Genomic DNA, 18,585 nt, shown 5'->3' on the forward strand with positions numbered 1-18,585 from the left:
CGCGTTAAAAATTGCTGGGTTCATCCGTTACGGAAAGATGGATGCCAGAATGTGCATGCCCGCTCGATTACGTTCATGACACCATAGAACGCAGTTCCTGCCAGAGCAGCCACTGCAATTTCAGCCCAGACCATATCAACATTCATACGGCCTACCTCGGTTGAAATACGGAACCCCATTCCAACGATGGGTGTCCCGAAGAACTCCGCAACGATAGCACCAATCATGGCCAGGGTAGAATTGATTTTCAAAGCGTTAAAAATAAACGGCAAAGCTGAGGGCAACCGCAGTTTGATCAGGCTTTGCCAATAGCCAGCCGCATAGGTTTTCATCATGTCCTTTTCCATTTGGGATGAAATGGAAAGCCCGGCGACGGTGTTCACCAGCATTGGGAAAAAAGTCATGATAATCACAACAGCAGCTTTTGATTGCCAGTCAAAACCGAACCACATCACCATGATCGGCGCAACGCCGATAATCGGCAGGGCACTAACCAGATTGCCAATCGGCAACAAGCCGCGCTGTAAAAAAGGCACCCTGTCAATCAGGATCGCCGTAAGAAAAGCACTGCCACAGCCCAGAGCATAACCAATCAGGACCGCCTTGAGAAAAGTTTGCTGGAAATCGGCCCAGAGGATGGCCGTTGAGGCAGCAAAACGAGCTCCAATCATACTGGGTGGCGGCAACAGCACAGTTGGCACCTGAAATCCCCGGACGAGCGTTTCCCATAAAATCAACAGCCATACTCCAAAAAGTACAGGTACGACAACGCCATAAAACCTTTGCAAGGAAGGAGATTTGGGTTTCTTCGCCGACAGCTGGTCAACAAAGATCCAGGCCGCAAGCCAGGACGCGATAACCAGACACCAATAACCTGCCTGCAGATCCTGATCAGCAATTCCCAAACGGGCAATGAGATACCAGGCCCCTGAATGGGGCAATACCAGCATCACGATATCAGCGGCTCCACCTGTCAGCTTTCGGCTAACAATCCCAAGAACTGCCGCGATCAGAGCCAGGGCAAAAACCAGCAACCCGACGTCATCCCACAGGGAAAGCGATACCCCTGCGACGCTCCCCAAAGGCGAAGCAAGCGCGAGCAGGCACAGGGCGGCTGCAATCAGGGCAAGAACATTGCGAAAAGTCATCATTGCGCCATCCCCATCCGCTTGAGAACCACCTTATTGGCAACGCCAACCAGAGAAACCAGAACCGCCGCAAGCAGTGCCGCTGCAATCAGCGCCGACCAGATCTGCACGGTCTGTCCATAATAGGAACCTGCCAGTAGCCGTGCTCCCAGTCCCTCGACCGCCCCCGTTGGCAATTCCCCAACGATGGCTCCAACAAGGCTGGTTGCAATCGCCACCTTCATGCCGGTAAAAAGGAAAGGCACAGAAGAAGGCCAGCGCAGTTTCCAGAACAGATCCCAGTTCGATGCGTTATAGGTCCGCATCAGATCAAGGTGGATTGTTTCAGGTGAGCGCAATCCCTTGACCATTCCAACTGTAACCGGGAAGAAACTCAGATAGGTCGAGATAAAAGCCTTGGGCAAAAGACCCTGGATACCAATAGCATTGAGTACCACGATAATCATCGGAGCAATTGCCAGAATGGGAATAGTCTGGGAAGAAATAATCCAGGGCATCAGGCTCTTGTCCAGGCTCCGGTTATGCACAATCCCCACAGCCAGAAGAATACCCAGAACCGAACCGATACCAAAACCCATCAGGGTCGAAGACAAGGTGATCCAGGCATGATAGACCAGACTGCGCTTTGATGTAATGTTTGTAAGTATCGTCGTCTTGTATAGTTCAACCGCCACCTGGTGCGGAGCAGGCAAGACTGGTCTTTCCTGTGCCAGAGTATCTGTAATCAGCTGACTGGTGGTCCAATCAACATTTCCCCGGGCGTAGATATCTTTTTGAAAAGCAGTGTTCAACAGCACAGCCGAGCCATACCAGATGGCGATAATCGCACAGACAACCACGATCACAGGACCGGTCTTGCCCGACATAAGAATACTCCAGAGGCTCTCGCGTCTCGAGTGTCCCGAAGACAGCAGAGCGTCAGTCGTCATAGCTGTGTCCTTCCCGCAATCCTTCGCGTACCCGGTGGGCAATGGCCAGAAACTCCGGGCTCTCCCGGATATCAAGAGACCGATCACGGGGAAGGTTACAGTCGATGACATCGTAGATGCGTCCGGGACGTGGTGACATGACCACAATCTTCGATGAGAGGAACACGGCTTCCGGGATAGAATGAGTTACAAACAATACTGTCTTGTTGGTCTTGTCCCACAGCCGTAAAAGCTGCTCGTTCAGATGATCCCGGACAATTTCATCCAGTGCACCAAAGGGCTCATCCATCAACAGCAGTTCCGGATCGAAAGACAGCGCTCTGGCAATAGAGGCCCGCTGCTGCATGCCACCAGAAAGCTGCCAGGGGAATTTCTTGTCAAAGCCGGCCAGATTGACCAGCTCCATATTTTTGGCAATTCTCTGCTGCCTTTCGGCCTTTGGGTAACCCATGATTTCCAGAGGCAAGCCAATATTCCCGGCAATTGTTCGCCAGGGGTAAAGAGCCGCAGCCTGAAAGACATAGCCGTAATCCCGGTTTAGCCGGGCTTCTTCCGCTGACACGCCGTTAACCAGCAAACTACCGCCTGTTGGCTGCTCAAGATCTGCAACCGCCCGCAGCAATGTGGTCTTGCCACAGCCGGAAGGACCAATAAAGGAAACAAACTCTCCCCGCCCGATAGAAAGATCAATTTCTGACAAGGCATGAACGGGACCGTCATTGGTCTCGAAGCTTAGGGAGAGATTTTTGATCTCGACTACCGGGGATACTGCCTTGTCTGTTGCCATTGAATTTTGTTCCATACCCATCTTGTCAAGCTGGCTAAAGTCGCTGTTTTGAACGCCGCTCTTTGCGTCCGCTTGCGAAACCTGCAGCATGGTTTAACTCCCTGTTCGTTGAACTCTGCCGTTAAGCGGCAGTTATCGTTCTGACGAGAGGGAAGTTTTCTCCCCTCTCCTTATCGTATTATCCAGTTACACTCCGGCCGGCATATTTTCAGGTTTGCGCTCAACTTTACGCGGTGCCGTGATTTCTTTCCACTTTGAAAGTGCCTTGTTCACAGCCGGATAGGGCTCGCGTGCAACAAATTCACCGTGACCCGGTTCAACCTTGACCGTGCTCTCCTCGATTGCAACCTTGCCGCGGGTCAGCGTAAAACGTGGCAGTCCGGTGACCTTTTTACCTTCAAAGACGTTGTACTCAATAACGGATTGCTGTGATTTTGCCGTAATGGTCTTGGAACGATTTGGATCCCAGACAACCAGATCAGCATCGGCACCGACCATAACAGCACCTTTTTTCGGATACATGTTCAGAATTTTGGCAATGTTGGTCGACGTTACAGCAACGAATTCGTTCATGGTCAAACGGCCCGTCGCAACCCCATGCGTCCAAAGCATCGGCATGCGATCTTCCAGTCCTCCGGTTCCGTTAGGAATCTTGGTAAAGTCGCCAACACCAAAACGCTTCTGCTCTGCTGTAAAGGCACAGTGATCCGTTGCGACAACCTGTAGCGATCCCGACTGAAGACCGGCCCAAAGGCTATCTTGATGCAGTTTGTTTCGGAAGGGCGGAGACATGACACGCCGGGCAGAATGATCCCAATCCGGGTTGGCGTATTCACTCTCGTCCAGTGTCAGATGCTGGATCAGGGGCTCCCCGAATACCCGCATGCCCTTCTGCCGTGCCCGGCGGATCGCTTCATGCGCCTGCTCGCAGGATGTATGAACGATATACAAGGGAACACCGGCCATATCAGCAATCATGATCGCCCGGTTGGCAGCTTCGCCTTCGACTTCTGGAGGACGGGAATAGGCGTGGGCCTCGGGACCATTGTTGCCTTCCGCAAGAAGTTTTTGCTGCAAGGTGGCAACAACATCCCCATTCTCGGCATGAACCAGCGGCATCGCGCCCAAAGCTGAACAGCGCTGGAACGAGGCAAACATCTCGTCATCATCAACCATCAAGGCGCCTTTATAGGCCATAAAATGCTTGAAGGTGTTGATCCCGCGACCAACCACTTCTTCCATCTCATCAAAAACCTTTTCGCCCCACCAGGTCACAGCCATATGATAGGAATAATCAGCACAGGCAGAACCCGACTTCTGTTGCCAGATCGCCAAGGCTTCCATCAGGGACTGCCCCGGAGACGGCAGGCAGAAATCCACCACCATCGTCGTTCCGCCAGCAAGTCCGGCCCGGGTTCCACTTTCAAAATTATCGGCAGAGTGCGTGCCCATAAACGGCATTTCAAGGTGCACGTGCGGGTCAATCCCGCCCGGCATGATATAACAGCCCGTCGCATCCAGCGTCTCATTGGCTGAAAGGTTCTGGCCAATTTCAACAATCTTGCCGCCCTCAACCTTTACATCGGCCTTATAGGAAAGATCAGCTGTAACAACGGTTCCGCCTTTAATGACTTTACTCATGACTTGTCCTTTCCTTATTTGACGATTTCGGCAGTTTCAACAACGGCATGGAACAGAACGTCTGTACCAGCTGCTGCCCATTCAGGTGAGATATCTTCATCCTCATTATGGCTCAGGCCATCTACACAGGGACACATTACCATAGCTGTTGGCGCAACCCGGTTTACCCAGCAGGCATCATGCCCGGCGCCAGAGACAATATCACGGTGGCTATACCCCAGACGGATCGCTGCATTGCGAACGGCAGCAACGCAGGTTTCATCAAACTTGACCGGATCAAAAGCTCCGACCTGCTCGATCTCCATCGTCAGCCCTAGCTCCTCAATCAGCTCCAGCCCTTCATAGCGAAGCGCCTGCTCCATTGCCGTAATCACATCCTTTTCCGGGTGACGGAAATCGATAGTGAAAACCGCTTTTCCTGGGATGATGTTACGCGAATTAGGATAGATATCCATATGGCCGACTGCCCCAACCGCATGGGGGGCAAAACGCCAGGCGATATCATTGACCAGCTCCGTAATCCTGGCGGCTCCAAGACCTGCATTGACCCGCTTGGGCATGGGTGTGGAACCGGTATGGCTTTCTTTTCCTGTCAGGGTTACCTGCAGCCAATTCAGCCCCTGACCGTGGGTCACAACACCGATATCAACTTTTTCGTCTTCCAGTATTGGACCCTGCTCGATATGCAGCTCAAACATGGCGTGAAGCTTACGCTGCCCCACCGGTTCATCACCAATAAAACCAATCCGCTTCAGTTCATCGCCAAATTTTTTACCTTCGGCATCTTCCCGGGAATAGGCCCAGTCCTGAGTATGAACGCCAGCAAAAACCCCTGAGGCAAGCATTGCGGGCGCAAAGCGGGTGCCCTCTTCGTTGGTCCAGTTGACCACTTCAATGGCGCGTTTGGTCTTGATCCCCATGTCATTCAGGCTGCGAACAATCTCAAGCCCCGCCAAAACGCCCAGAACACCATCATACTTGCCGCCAGTTGGCTGTGTATCCAGATGGGAGCCAACCATCACTGGCAGAAGACTTGGATCTGTCCCTTCATGACGGGCGAACATGTTGCCCATGCTGTCAATCCCGACCGTCATACCAGCCTCTTCACACCAGCGCGCAAAAAGGTGGCGTCCTTCCGCATCTTCGTCTGTCAGGGTCTGACGGTTATTACCGCCGCGCACTCCGGGGCCGATCTTGGCCATTTCCATCAGGGATTCCCAAAGCCTGGGGGAATTAATATGCATGTTATCAGCTGGTTTACTCATCAGGTCGCTCCCGGAAATCACTTGTTGTTCTATCTTGAATGATACAAATGAATCGCATCACTCCTGGACCACAGAATTGATAGACAAACAGGTTACAGAGATAGACGATGACGCCTGATCAGACAGGTAGTAAATCCTGGAAACAGAAAGCAGGAGCAACAAAGGCTTTCCTGACAGGACAGCTGGTTCATTGCTCTATCTTTAAACTCTGCAAGTTACGCCGTAGGGCTGTTTTATTGCTTTTATGACTTATCGGCGAAATCTTGGATTATTCAGACGCTACCACCTTTTCCGTGCACGTACCTGTTCTCCCTGTAGACCCGGCTCGAACAATTCCGGGGCCTTGTTTTTATATTGGCAGTTGTTTAACCTGCCTTGAAGATTTATTTACCTGGTGGTCAAATTTTATTTCCTGACCATTTGGTCAAGTTACGCTACTAAACCTTGACCATCTGGTCAATAATAAAAATAAGCCGGAAACACGGATGAAAAAATCGGAAAGAGTCAAAAAAACCACTGCCAAAGCTGGAATAAGACAGGAAAATGAAAAGATAATCCTCAAAGCTGCCGAAAGTGTTTTTGCCGAATACGGTTTCCGCGGGGCGACCACCAGCATGATTGCCGAGCAGGCAAACATCCCGAAAGCCAACCTGCACTACTACTTCCCGACCAAAGAGGCACTGTATCGGCAGGTTGTGGACAACATTTTCAACATCTGGCTCCAGGCAGCAGACTCCTTTGACGACTGCGATGACCCGGTTGAGGCTCTCAGTCGCTACATTGAGAAAAAAATGGATATCTCCAGGGACAATCCCATGGGGTCCAAAGTCTGGGCCAACGAGATTATCCAGCGCGCGCCCGTGATCCAGGACTACCTTGAAACCACACTGAAAGACTGGACAGAATCCCGTGCCGTGATCATTCGCAGATGGATTGCCCAAGGCAAGATCAACCCGGTTGATCCGCAATACCTGCTCTATATGATCTGGTCGACCACCCAGCACTACGCCGATTTCAACCATCAGATTGAAACCCTCAATGGCGGCACGCCCCTCAGTGATGCCCAATACCGGGTTGCCAAGGACAATGTCATCGAGATCATTCTCACCGGCATCGGCGCTGTCCAACGCCGCCGCAGCAACCTGCTTCAGGATAACAGTCCAAAAGATCAGCAAGAAAAGGGTGACAAGGCATGAGTCCAAGAGCCGGACAGACCAAAAAACGTACCCGCATCCAGGCCATCAATGAAGAGAAAATTGTCGAGGCAGCCCTGGAGATTTTTGCCACTTTTGGCTTCCGGGGCACGACCATTGATCAGATCGCCCAGAAGGCCGAGATGTCTAAACCGAACCTTCTGTATTATTTCAGACGCAAGGAAGATATCTACATCTCGGTTTTACGGCGTACTCTGGAAGAGTGGCTAACGCCCCTCACCGCGCTTAACCCCAAGGGTGATCCTCTGGAAGAAATCAGCAAGTACACAGCTCTCAAGCTGGAGATGTCACGTAAAAATCCGACAGCTTCCCGTCTTTTTGCTAACGAAATTTTGCACGGCGCTCCGATGATCGAAGATGTACTCAAAGGATCCCTCAAACAGCTGGTTGATGAAAAGGCTGCTGTGATCCGCAATTGGGTCAGAGAGGGGAAATTGGCCCAGGTCGATCCTTATCACCTGATTTTCATGATCTGGGCCACGACCCAGCACTATGCCGACTTCAAAGTCCAGATGCGCGCGATACTGGGCGAAACCGTCGACGCGCCTGACTATTATGAACAGGCTGGTACAACCATCAGCGCGATTTTCCTGGAAGGGCTGAAACCAAGAGGCTGAAAAACCTCACAATCTTTGGCACTAATCGCTAACGGTTCTCTGTAGGAAAATCATTGCCATTGCGGTAACAAGCACACCGAGCACAAGTGACATATCCGGTATCTGGCGAGAGACTATCCCTTCAATGGCCAGAACGATTGCCGGGGTCAGGAAGGTATAGGCCATAACCTTTGCTGCAGGCAGTTTAAAACTGGCATACTTGAGCAGAAAAAAGCTGATCGCCGTGTTACAAACAGCCAGATAAGTAATTGCTCCATATACAGAAAAAGGTAACTTTGCCCAAGGGGTATCAATAATTTCCTGCCAGCCATAACCAGCCAAAATCACGGTCCCGGCGATAAGTGTCCAGAAGGTCAGCACCAGCAGATTTTCCCCTTGATGGAAGCGCCGAACACAGGGGGAATAGGCAGCATAAGACAAACAGCCAACCCAGAAAATCAACTCTCCACGCCCCAAGGAAAACTCGAGAAGAGCTTCGACGCTCCCGCCGAAAACAACCCAGACTGCACCCGCAGCAGCAATCAACAATCCGCCCCAAAGCCTTCGGCTGGTTTTTTGCCCGACAAGGAAATAGGCGATGACCGCCGTCATCATCGGGATCAGGGTAAAGACCGCGCCAAGGCTGACAGCACTGCCCAGACGCAGGCCTTCAAACATTGTAACGAAGAAGACAACAAGCAATGCCCCCAGACAAAGATACCTGAAGCAGAGCAAAGGCCCCGGCCAGTGCCACTCCCGTTTAAAAGCCAACAGGATACCAAAAGCCGTGGAAGCAATACAGAAACGNAAGAAGGTCAAAGCGGTCGGGTCAAGCTCATGAGTAATGGCGGCGCCAACCGGAAAGGAAGTACTGACCAGAAAGATAAAAAGCAGCATCGCACGATGTGCTTTTTTCTCTTCCTGAGCCTGTAAAGGTGCAGTTTCTGTACTGAGGGACACGGTACCAACCTTCGTCTTAGCAGGGGATGGTCGGCCAGACTATCCACTCAGTCAGAAAACACCAGTTTATTCAGCAGCTTTTACCGCACTCGGGTTATTAGGATGGGTTGTCCAGTTGGCATAGCCCGGATCAATCGGTTTGTTGGTACGCGGATCTGTCCCTTCGGTCATCTGCACCATGGAAATGCAGTCTTCCACCGGGCAGACACTGACACAGAGATTACAACCGACGCACTCGTCATCAATCACCTCAAACTTGCGAACTCCATCAACCGTGGCAGTAATCGCCTGATGTGACGTATCTTCACAGGCAATATGGCAACGCCCACACTTGATACAGAGATCCTGATCAATCGATGCCTTGGCAATATAGTTCAGATTGAGATACTTCCAGTCCGTGACGTTGGGAACGGCCTGACCGACAAAATCATCAAGCGAGCTGTATCCCTTTTCATCCATCCAGTTAGAAAGGCCTTCAGCCAGTTCAGTGACAATCTTGAAGCCATAGGTCATAGCCGCAGTACAGACCTGAACGTTACCCGATCCCAGAACCATAAACTCGGCGGCATCTTTCCAGGTAGTGATCCCGCCAATGCCGGAAATAGGCAGGCCTTGTGTTTCCGGATCACGGGCAATTTCCGCAACCATATTCAGAGCAATCGGCTTCACTGCAGGGCCACAATAGCCGCCGTGTGTCCCCTTGCCATCCACAGTTGGGGTTGGCGCCATAAGATCCAGATCAACTCCGACAATCGAATTGATTGTGTTGATCAGGGAAACAGCATCTGCACCACCGCGATGCGCAGCCCTAGCAGATTGGCGAACATCGGAAATGTTGGGAGTCAGCTTGACGATCACTGGCAGATCCGAATGAGTTTTACACCAGCGGGTCACCATCTCGACGTACTCTGGCACCTGACCAACAGCCGCGCCCATGCCACGTTCCGACATACCATGCGGGCAACCGAAATTCAGCTCGATCCCGTCACAACCGGTATCTTCAACCCGCTTGAGAATGTCGATCCAGTTCTGCTCCTCGCAGGGAACCATCAGCGAGACAATCAAGGCCCGGTCTGGCCAGTTCTTTTTGACCCGGGTGATCTCTTCCAGATTGATTTCAAGCGAACGATCAGTGATCAACTCGATATTGTTTAACCCCAGCAAACGGCGGTCGTTCCCGTGGATCGCTCCATATCTTGGGCCATTGACGTTGACCACATGCGGGTTTTCACCCAGGGTTTTCCAAACAACACCGCCCCAGCCAGCCTCAAAAGCCCGGACAACGTTATATTCTTTATCCGTCGGCGGAGCAGAGGCGAGCCAAAACGGGTTGGGAGATTTAATACCCAGAAAATTGCTACTGATATCAGCCATGTTCATATTCCTTGTGATAGTCCGGATTTTACCGGAGAGGGTTTCAGTCGTTACCTATCGGCTCAGGAAAGCATTGATTGCTTCAGCTGCAACCTTGCCATCCTCTACCGCAGCAACTGTCAGGTCCTCACCGCCAGCGATACAATCACCTCCGGCCCAGACGTCCCCCAGACTGGTTCGGCGGTCTTCACCCACCCGAATTCGTCCACTCTCAAGTTCAACAACCTCCGCTGATCCGTTCAGAGGAGCAGCAACAAAGTTCTGACCAATCGCCTTGAAAACCATATCTGCGTTCAAAGTAAAGGTCTCACCGGTTCCCTTAAGTGAACCAGCTTTTTCTTCGGTATATTCACATTCGATGGCACTGACTTTGCCATTTACTCCGATCAGACGGTTTGGCTTGACCCAATGGCGAATAGTGACCCCTTTGGTTTGCGCCAGATCCTGCTCATAGTCACTGGCATTCATCTGTTCTTTGCCGCGGCGGTATAGGATTGTCACCTCTTCTGCCCCAAGCAGCTTTGACTGTACGGCCGCATCAACGGCTGTCATGCCACCGCCGATCACCACTACCTTGCGACCAACCGGCAATCGGGAAAGATCCGTACTCTGGCGCAGGTCTGAAATATAGGAGACAGCATCAACAACACCGTCAAGCTCTTCTCCCTCGGCACGCAGGGAATTTACACCCGCCAGGCCCATCCCCAGAAACACCGCGTCGTACTTCTGACGCAGATCCGACAGAGAGAGTTCCTTTCCAAGGCTCTTGCCAAGATCAAGTGTAATTCCGCCGATAGACAGCAAGAATTCAACTTCGCGCTGGGCAAAACCGTCAACCGACTTGTAGGCTGCGATTCCATATTCATTCAGGCCACCAGCCTTTTTGCGCGCATCATAGACCGTGACATCATGTCCGTGCATGGCGAGGCGATGTGCGCAGGCAAGTCCGGCAGGGCCAGCACCAACCACCGCAACTTTTCGCCCGGTCAAAGCAGCGCGTTCAAAAACCTTGTCACCCTCTTCAAGCAGATGATCCGTTGCATAACGCTGTAGCAGACCGATCTTGACCGGTTTGCCTTCCGCTTCCTGACGAACACAGGCCTGCTCACACAATGTTTCTGTCGGGCAAACACGGGCACACATGCCCCCGAGGATATTCTCTTCAAAGATTGTTTTTGCAGCGCCCTTCACGTTATCCGCAGAAATCTGGCGAATAAACATGGGAATATCAATTGATGTCGGGCAAGCCACGGTACAGGGTGCGTCATAACAGAAGTAACAACGGTCTGCTTCTACATAGGCTTCGTGGCTGGCAAGTGGTGGATGGATATCGCCAAAATTCTTGCTGTAGTCTTCCTGAGCAAGACGACTGGATCGGATATCCGGCCCTTCACCGGTTTTTATACTCATCCCTATACTCCCTGACGGATATTTTTGTGACGTTAGTTTTTATTATTTTGTAATTTGATTTTATTTTCGGCACACGACCCGCTCTCTTTTTTGGCGCGGTGTCATCCCTGTTGTTCCCCGTATGATAAGTATAAATTTATCATACAGTCAATTTTTTTATCATTTGATAAATTTTTTTACCGCCTCTTAAACTGTAACTTCGACAAAGACAAACTCAACCCTTTGAAACAAATCGCGTATAATTATATATCCCACCTTTAATTACCCCATGATATACTCCCTAGGCTCGCGACAGAACAAAGCCGGGATACGCCAGAATGTTTTCTTTGATCATGCTTTTCACGCGCGCTATGGGCTCTTGTCCCATGCCTTCTCCTGATAAAACTGCCCTTTTGTCAGACCGTCACCTGCGATCCCGCAGCGATATTGTCCGTCTGTTTTTTTGCTCTCTGACGATGTTTTCGACGGCTTTGTTTTCGACGGCAAAGGCCGAGGACAAAATCCGCTATGGCCTCTCACACTGGCCTCCTTTCGCCTTAACAGAACAGCCACAACCCGCCGGGATTGACTATGATGTCGCTATGGAAATATCCCGACGTATAAGTATTCCCTTTGAAGTACGGGCCTGCCCGTTTAAACGCTGTCTGGTAGAAATGGAACGGGGCGACCTGGACCTGATGTCAGGCATTGCCCGAAATGACGAGCGTGCAGTTTATATGAACTATGCTGACACGCCTTATCATGCTGTATCCGTGGTTTTTTTCGTCAGGGCCGGAGAGCAGGATCGACTAACACAGTACCATGATCTCTATAATCTGAGAACAGGGGCAGTGGTTTCTTCTCATTATTTTGAGCCGTTCAACACTGATCAAAAAATTGCCAAGGCCGAAGTCGCCAAAGAACAAAAACTGCTTCCCATGCTCAATACAGGTCGGATTGATACCTATGTCGGGACTGATCCAAATGCGTCCTATGAGATTTTAACACTCGGCTACAAAGACAAGCTGGTAAAAGCGCCCTTTAACCCCGGTGTTGAGGTTCCTGTCTACTTCGCCTTCTCCCGCGCCTCAACCTACCAGTCAAGGACCAGCGAACTCGGTCAGATTATCAGGGAAATGCATCAGGACGGAACCATCGAAACCATTTTGGCAAAATACCAGTAGCCCAAATACCCAGAGCTTGGCCAGCTCCGGGTTACCTTTGGATGACAGGAACACCTGCCCAGGGACGGACAGTACGCAGGGAAAAACTTGATTGCATATGAGCCACCCCAGGCAAGCGCGACAAAGCATTGCGGTGGATCTGTTCGTAGTCAGCAACATTTTGGGCAACAACCCTGAGCAAATAATCCGCCTGTCCCGCCATAAGGTGACATTCGGAAATCTCTGGTGCTTTCTGCACCGCTATCTCGAACTGTTCCAGCGTGTCTTCACTTTGAGAATGCAGAGTTATTTCCACAAAAATCTCGATAGAATACCCCAACGCCTTTGCATCAAGCCGCGCGACATATCCCGAAATTTGTCCACCACTTTCGAGCAACTTGATCCGTCTGTGACAGGCCGAAGTTGAAAGCCCGACTTTATCCGCCAGAGTCGAAATTGGCATGCGACAATCTTCTTGCAGGTATGACAAAATTTTAACATCAATTCTATCCACAATAAATAATCCTCATTTTTATCAATAAAATCGAATATTATTCCAATAATCTCGTCACACCCTACGAAATTCAAGATCCATTTCAAACAAATGTTTGACAATATCCTCTCAACTGAGGTTTCTGCTTTGATAACGAACGGTTGAACCCTTCCCGGTTCTGGTTATGCTTCTTGCGCCCCTTCTTCTACACCCGGAAGAAAGTTCCCGAGAATCTGACCCAAGAGATCACGGAGCAGGCAACCCACGACACATCCGGCAAACCTTACAATCCTGCGTGATTGGATCGCGCAATTCTGGGAGTAATTACATGAGCATCAGAACACCGTATCTCCTCTTCCTCGGAAACGCTGCCGATCCGCTTGCAGCCAAGGTTGCCCAGGGTATCCGGGACTGGCGTCCGGAAAACTGCGTCGGTCAGCTTCGCCTTGACGGCTGCAACGCCGACCTTGGCCTGACAGACATGTCGCCGGAACAGGCTGTTGCCGAAGGGGCAAAAACCATGGTTGTCGGTGTGGCCAACCGCGGCGGCGTAATCGATGCCAGTTGGGTAACAGTCCTGGTTCAGGCCCTTGAATCCGGACTGGATCTGGCCGCAGGCCTGCACAATAAACTTGCCGATGTTCCCGAAGTTGCAGCAGCTGCAAAACGCCTCGGGCGCAAGATCCACGATGTACGCCATCCAACCAAACAGTACCCTGTTGCTGCAGGCTCACCCCGCTCCGGCAAACGTCTTCTTGCTGTCGGCACAGACTGTTCCTGTGGGAAAATGTACACCACGCTCGCCATAGAAAAGGAACTGCGCGATCGTGGTATTCCCGCTGATTTTCGCGCAACAGGCCAGACCGGTATCCTGATCACCGGGGATGGTGTCTCCATTGATGCTGTGGCTTCTGACTTTATCTCCGGCTCTGTCGAAGTACATTCGCCCGCCAACGATGAGAACCACTGGGATATTATCGAAGGTCAAGGCTCCCTCTATCACGCCTCCTTTGCCGGGGTTTCCCTTGGCCTGATCCACGGTTCACAGCCGGACGCTCTTGTGCTTTGCCACGAACCGACCAGAACCCACATGCGCGGCTTGCCAGACTTTACCCTGCCGTCCCTTGAAGACTGCATGGAGGCCAATCTTCGGGCAGCTTATCTGACCAACAAGAATGCCAAATTTGTCGGTATCTCGATCAACACCGCCAAGCTAAGCGACGCGGAAGCGACAGCTTACCTTACAAAAATCGAAGCCCAGTTCGGCTTGCCCGCGGTTGATCCTGTGCGAACTGGTGTTGCCAAGATTGTGGACAACTTCGCATGAGCCGGAAAATCACAATTTCCTCAACTCCCTGGCCGATCCGTGGGGCTTTTACCATCTCTCGCGGTTCCAAGACCGAGGCCGTTGTCCTCAATGTCTACATTGAAGAAGACGGTATCCGGGCCCAGGGAGAGTCCGTGCCCTACCCCAGATACGGCGAGAGTGTTGCTTCGGTCACCCAACAGATCGAGGCAATCCTCCCTGCTCTGGAAAGCGGCATGACCCGCCTTGAGCTTCAGGATGCCATTGCCCCTGGCGCAGCCCGCTTTGCTGTTGATGCCGCGCTTTGGGATCTCGAAGCCAAAAAAACCGGGAAACGGGCCTGGGAAATTGCCGGGGTTTCCATGGTGCCTGCCACCACGGTTTATACGCTGTCTCTCGCTGAGCCAGAAAAAATGGAACAGGATGCCCGGGACAACCAGGACAAACCAGTCCTGAAACTCAAGCTTGGCGGACAGGGTGATCTGGCACGCGTAGCCGCCGTACGCAAAGGCCATCCCACGGCAAGGATCGTGGTTGATGCCAACGAAGCCTGGAGCCGGGATCTTTATCTGGAGCTGGTGCCCGAACTGGTTAAACTGGGCGTAGAGATGATCGAACAGCCCTTCCCGGCGGCGGATGACGAAGCCCTGCGGGAGCTTGATCGTCCAATTACCATCTGTGCCGATGAATCCTGTCACGACCGCAAGTCCCTGCCGGGCCTCGTTGGCAAGTACGACATGATCAATATCAAGCTCGACAAGACCGGTGGCCTGACCGAAGCCCTTGCCATGAAAAAAGAAGCAGAAGCCCTTGGCTTCGAAATCATGACGGGCTGTATGCTCGGCTCGTCCCTTGCCATGGCCCCGGCCATGGTCGTGGCCCAAGGCAGCAAGCTGGTGGATCTTGATGCGCCGCTGCTGCTGTCAAAGGACTGTGAACCCGGCCTGGTTTTCACTGGAGTAGAAATTGCCCCGCCTGAAAAAGAGCTTTGGGGTTAAGGAAGAAGATAAATGAGTAGAACAGTTTATGTAAACGGCTCGTTCCTGCCCGAGGAAGACGCCAAAATCTCTGTCTTTGATCGGGGATTTCTCTTCGCCGATGGGGTCTATGAAGTCTCTACTGTTCTCGAGGGACGCCTGATCGATAACGAGGCCCACCTGACCCGCCTCCAGCGTTCGCTTGATGAGCTGCAAATGGGCTGCCCGGTAACCATGGACGAATTGGTGAGGCTACAAAAAGAGCTGATCAAACAGAATAATCTGGTTGAAGGCGGACTTTATCTTCAGGTAACCCGGGGCGCAGCTGATCGTGAATTTGGCTTTCCCAAAGACACCAAACCTTCGCTTGTGATGTTCACCCAGGTAAAGAACCTGATCAACAGTCCTGTTGCTGAAAAGGGCCTCAGGGTGATCTCTGTCCCCGATATCCGCTGGCAGCGCCGCGATATCAAATCTGTCGGCCTGCTCGCTCCGGCACTGGCCAAACAGGCTGCGGTCGCAGCGGGTGCGGATGACGCCTGGATGTATGAAGACGGTTTTGTCACCGAAGGCAGCTCAAACAATGCCTACATCATCACCAAAGCCGGAAGCATTGTAACCCGACAACTTGGCAACGAGATCCTGCATGGCATTACCCGGCGGTCTGTACTTGCCCTAGCTGCTGAAAGCAACATCAAGATAGAGGAACGCCCCTTCACTCTTGAAGAGGCAGCAGATGCTGCCGAAGCTTTTGTCACCTCTGCCACGACCTTTGTTACGGCGGTTGTTTCCCTTGATGGCAAGCAGATCGGGTCTGGGAAACCGGGCCCGCTGGCAACACGCCTGCGCCAGCTTTATATCGAACAGGCCTTAAAAAGCTGAAGCTGTTACGTTGATCTTATTCCGGACCACCCTCATATTATAAGCGATGACCCGGAGTAAGAGACTGAAGTTACACCAAGCATCAAGCCGGGTATTAAACCGGGCATGAAACTGGGCATTAAACTGAACTGGCATATGGAAAGTATTCAAGGCACCTGTCCGGAACTGATCGTCGATCTGGAAGCCGTAATAGGCAACTACAGAACCCTGAAAGCAACTGCGCTCGGTGACTGCGCTGCGGTTCTCAAGGCCAATGCCTATGGGCTCGGCAGTGAAAAGATCGCACAGGCACTCTATGACGAGGGCTGCAGAACCTTTTTTGTCGCCCTGACCCGGGAAGGCATTGAACTGCGCAGCCAGTTCCCCGCAGCCCGGATCTTTGTCCTTTCTCCCTTCATCACCATTGACGGCAGCCTGCTTCAGGAAAACAGCCTTATCCCCTGTCTTTACGATATCGAAGGTATCCGCAACTGGTCCAGCCTCCATGACAAAGCTGCACCCGCTGCCCTGCACTTTGAAACCGGGATCAACCGGCTTGGCATTCAGGAAAAAGAACTCTCCTTTTTGCTGAACGACAAAAGAGATTTGGCCAAACTGGACCTGCGGCTCGTCATGAGCCACCTCTCCTGTGCTGATCGCCTGGCCTCGGCTGAAAACTCCCGTCAGCTTGCCGTCTTTCGCCGCATCGTGAAAACCTTCCCTGGCGTCCCGGCAAGTCTCGCCAACACCGCAGGAACCCTGCTTGGGTCAAAGTACCATTTTGATCTCGTTCGCCCCGGGATCGGTCTCTATGGTCACGACCCGCATTACTTTGAAAAGGGCCAGTCCCGCCTGAAGACCGTGGTCAGTTTCCTTGCGCCCCTGATGCAAATCAAACAGGTCGAGGCCGGAGAAGCCGTCGGCTATGGAGCGACACCTGTCGCAAAAAAAACCCGTCTTGGTGTCATCCTCTGCGGCTATGCTGACGGCATGATGCGCGCCTTGTTCAAACCGCTCAGCGGCGAGAGCCATCAAGTCACCGTGAACGGACACAAAGCTCCTATTATTGGGCGGGTCTCCATGGATATGATCACGATTGATCTGACCGGTTTGCCGGAAGGCGCCTGCAAAACGGGCGACATGGTCGAGATTTTTGGCCCCAACAGTCTGGTTGAGGACGCCGCTGCCATGGCCGGAACTTCCGCCTACGAGCTTTTCACCCGGGTCAGCGACCGGGCCATTCGCAAATATATCTGAAGCAACAAGACCCAACTTCCCTCTTCTGGGCAGGCTCTTGGCTCTTCCCTTAAATCCAGCTTGGGTGTACACCTTCAACAACGCATTTTCGATACCATCTATAGAGATATCGTGTTTTTAAAACGGGGAAATACAATGGCGGACAACAAAACAAGAACCACCAAGGGCCGGGGCAGGCTGTTCAACTCCATACTTGAGACAGTTGGTGATACACCTTCTATCCGGATCAACAACCTTGCCCCCGCAGGCGTGTCTCTTTACGTCAAGGCCGAGTTCTTCAATCCGTTGAGTTCCGTCAAGGACCGCCTCGCCCTCAACATTATCGAAGCAGCGGAACGTAATGGCACCCTTAAGCCCGGCCAGACCGTTGTCGAAGCGACAAGCGGTAACACTGGTATCGGTCTTGCCATGGTCTGCGCCCAGAAAGGCTATCCCTTGGTCGTCACCATGGCCGACAGCTTTTCAGTCGAGCGGCGCAAGCTGATGCGCATTCTTGGTGCAAAAGTCGTTCTGACGCCCAGGGCCCAGAAAGGCTTTGGTATGTACCAAAAGGCCGCAGAACTGGCCAAGGCAAATGGCTGGTTCCTGGCCAGCCAGTTTGAAACCGCCGCCAATGCTGATATCCACGAGATGACAACAGCGCGCGAAATCATGGCTGACTTTGCTGGACAGCGCCTCGATTATTTTGTCAGCGGTTATGGTACGGGCGGCACCATCACCGGGGTCTCCCGTGTGCTTCGCAAAGAGCGCCCGGAAACAAAAATTATTCTGACTGAACCTGCCAATGCACAGCTGGTCGGCAGTGGAAAACCGCAGGAGCGCAACGAAGACGGCACAGCATCTGTCGGACATACCGCGTTTGAACCCCACCCGATTCAGGGCTGGACCCCTGATTTTATCCCGCAGGTTTTGCAGGAACTTCTGGATAGCAAAAGCTATGACGAACTGCTGCCCATTCCCGGCGGCGAAGCGGTCAACTGGGCGCAAAAGCTTGCGAGCAAGGAAGGCATCCTGACCGGAATTTCCGGCGGCGCCACCTTTGCCGTTGCCATGAAAGTCGCCGAAAAAGCCGCCCCTGGATCTGTGATTCTCTGCATGCTGCCCGATACCGGCGAGCGCTACATGACAACGCCTCTGTTTGACAGCATCGCCGAAGACATGGACGAAGAAGAAATCGCCCTGTCCCGTTCAACCCCGGGTTACCAGTTGAGTTAAGGTTGATTAC

At 52.2% G+C, this 18,585-nt stretch carries 17 protein-coding genes; 8 read left to right on the forward strand and 9 right to left on the reverse strand.

Translation table 11 applies throughout. The features are described 5' to 3' along the window. Positions 1 to 20: 20 nt before the first annotated feature. The 5 genes from B152_RS0115895 to B152_RS0115915 form a co-directional block, all read right to left on the reverse strand. Positions 21 to 1,151, reverse strand: coding sequence for an ABC transporter permease subunit (locus B152_RS0115895; protein ID WP_020593421.1), 1,131 nt, complete (start codon positions 1,149 to 1,151; stop codon positions 21 to 23). After that, on the reverse strand, positions 1,148 to 2,014 hold the full coding sequence (locus tag B152_RS0115900; RefSeq protein WP_020593422.1) for an ABC transporter permease: 867 nt from the start codon (positions 2,012 to 2,014) through the stop codon (positions 1,148 to 1,150). Before B152_RS0115900 ends, B152_RS0115895 begins: the two co-directional genes overlap by 4 nt. A gap of 52 nt (positions 2,015 to 2,066) precedes the next feature. Beyond that, complete coding sequence (locus tag B152_RS0115905) at positions 2,067 to 2,954, reverse strand: ABC transporter ATP-binding protein (protein WP_020593423.1); 888 nt, start codon at positions 2,952 to 2,954, stop codon at positions 2,067 to 2,069. A 96-nt stretch (positions 2,955 to 3,050) separates the two neighbouring features. After that, positions 3,051 to 4,505, reverse strand: coding sequence for a dihydropyrimidinase (gene hydA / locus B152_RS0115910; RefSeq protein WP_020593424.1), 1,455 nt, complete (start codon positions 4,503 to 4,505; stop codon positions 3,051 to 3,053). Positions 4,506 to 4,519: 14 nt separating this feature from the next. Then, on the reverse strand, positions 4,520 to 5,770 hold the full coding sequence (locus tag B152_RS0115915) for a Zn-dependent hydrolase (RefSeq protein ID WP_020593425.1): 1,251 nt from the start codon (positions 5,768 to 5,770) through the stop codon (positions 4,520 to 4,522). Positions 5,771 to 6,255: 485 nt separating this feature from the next. On the opposite strand from B152_RS0115915, the gene B152_RS0115920 reads away from it, so the two are divergent. Next, positions 6,256 to 6,966, forward strand: a complete 711-nt coding sequence (locus B152_RS0115920; protein WP_020593426.1) for a TetR/AcrR family transcriptional regulator — start codon at positions 6,256 to 6,258, stop codon at positions 6,964 to 6,966. After that, positions 6,963 to 7,601, forward strand: a complete 639-nt coding sequence (rutR, locus tag B152_RS0115925; RefSeq protein WP_020593427.1) for an HTH-type transcriptional regulator RutR — start codon at positions 6,963 to 6,965, stop codon at positions 7,599 to 7,601. Before B152_RS0115920 ends, rutR begins: the two co-directional genes overlap by 4 nt. A gap of 21 nt (positions 7,602 to 7,622) precedes the next feature. On the opposite strand, the gene B152_RS0115930 is transcribed toward rutR, so the two are convergent. The 3 genes from B152_RS0115930 to B152_RS0115940 all read right to left on the reverse strand — a co-directional run bounded on the left by B152_RS0115930 (position 7,623) and on the right by B152_RS0115940 (position 11,324). Then, entirely contained in the window at positions 7,623 to 8,477 is an 855-nt protein-coding gene (locus tag B152_RS0115930) for a DMT family transporter (protein WP_020593428.1), read from the reverse strand. Positions 8,478 to 8,606: 129 nt separating this feature from the next. After that, on the reverse strand, positions 8,607 to 9,914 hold the full coding sequence (gene preA / locus B152_RS0115935) for an NAD-dependent dihydropyrimidine dehydrogenase subunit PreA (RefSeq protein WP_020593429.1): 1,308 nt from the start codon (positions 9,912 to 9,914) through the stop codon (positions 8,607 to 8,609). A gap of 54 nt (positions 9,915 to 9,968) precedes the next feature. Further along, complete coding sequence (locus B152_RS0115940) at positions 9,969 to 11,324, reverse strand: NAD(P)-dependent oxidoreductase (protein ID WP_020593430.1); 1,356 nt, start codon at positions 11,322 to 11,324, stop codon at positions 9,969 to 9,971. A gap of 317 nt (positions 11,325 to 11,641) precedes the next feature. On the opposite strand from B152_RS0115940, the gene B152_RS25525 reads away from it, so the two are divergent. Then, complete coding sequence (locus tag B152_RS25525) at positions 11,642 to 12,487, forward strand: substrate-binding periplasmic protein (protein WP_020593431.1); 846 nt, start codon at positions 11,642 to 11,644, stop codon at positions 12,485 to 12,487. A gap of 31 nt (positions 12,488 to 12,518) precedes the next feature. Here the strand turns inward: B152_RS25525 and B152_RS0115950 are convergent, their stop codons facing one another. After that, positions 12,519 to 12,980, reverse strand: a complete 462-nt coding sequence (locus tag B152_RS0115950) for an Lrp/AsnC ligand binding domain-containing protein (protein WP_026261629.1) — start codon at positions 12,978 to 12,980, stop codon at positions 12,519 to 12,521. A 307-nt stretch (positions 12,981 to 13,287) separates the two neighbouring features. On the opposite strand from B152_RS0115950, the gene dgcN reads away from it, so the two are divergent. The 5 genes from dgcN (at position 13,288) to B152_RS0115975 (ending at position 18,575) form a co-directional block, all read left to right on the forward strand. Continuing rightward, positions 13,288 to 14,286: an N-acetyltransferase DgcN gene (dgcN, locus tag B152_RS0115955; protein WP_020593433.1), complete on the forward strand. Its 999-nt coding sequence runs from the start codon at positions 13,288 to 13,290 to the stop codon at positions 14,284 to 14,286. Continuing rightward, positions 14,283 to 15,263: an N-acetyl-D-Glu racemase DgcA gene (gene dgcA / locus B152_RS0115960; protein ID WP_020593434.1), complete on the forward strand. Its 981-nt coding sequence runs from the start codon at positions 14,283 to 14,285 to the stop codon at positions 15,261 to 15,263. The genes dgcN and dgcA overlap by 4 nt, the downstream gene beginning before the upstream one ends. A 12-nt stretch (positions 15,264 to 15,275) precedes the next feature. Next, the gene (locus tag B152_RS0115965; RefSeq protein ID WP_020593435.1) at positions 15,276 to 16,124 is read left to right on the forward strand and encodes a D-amino-acid transaminase; all 849 of its coding nucleotides are present in this window, start codon (positions 15,276 to 15,278) and stop codon (positions 16,122 to 16,124) included. Between the two features lie 105 nt (positions 16,125 to 16,229). Then, a complete protein-coding gene (alr, locus tag B152_RS0115970; RefSeq protein ID WP_020593436.1) occupies positions 16,230 to 17,360 on the forward strand; it encodes an alanine racemase in 1,131 nt (376 codons plus the stop codon). Between the two features lie 135 nt (positions 17,361 to 17,495). Continuing rightward, entirely contained in the window at positions 17,496 to 18,575 is a 1,080-nt protein-coding gene (locus B152_RS0115975; RefSeq protein WP_020593437.1) for a PLP-dependent cysteine synthase family protein, read from the forward strand. Positions 18,576 to 18,585: the final 10 nt, after the last annotated feature.

The organism is Kiloniella laminariae DSM 19542 (assembly GCF_000374005.1).
GTDB classification, from domain to species: Bacteria; Pseudomonadota; Alphaproteobacteria; order Kiloniellales; family Kiloniellaceae; genus Kiloniella; species Kiloniella laminariae.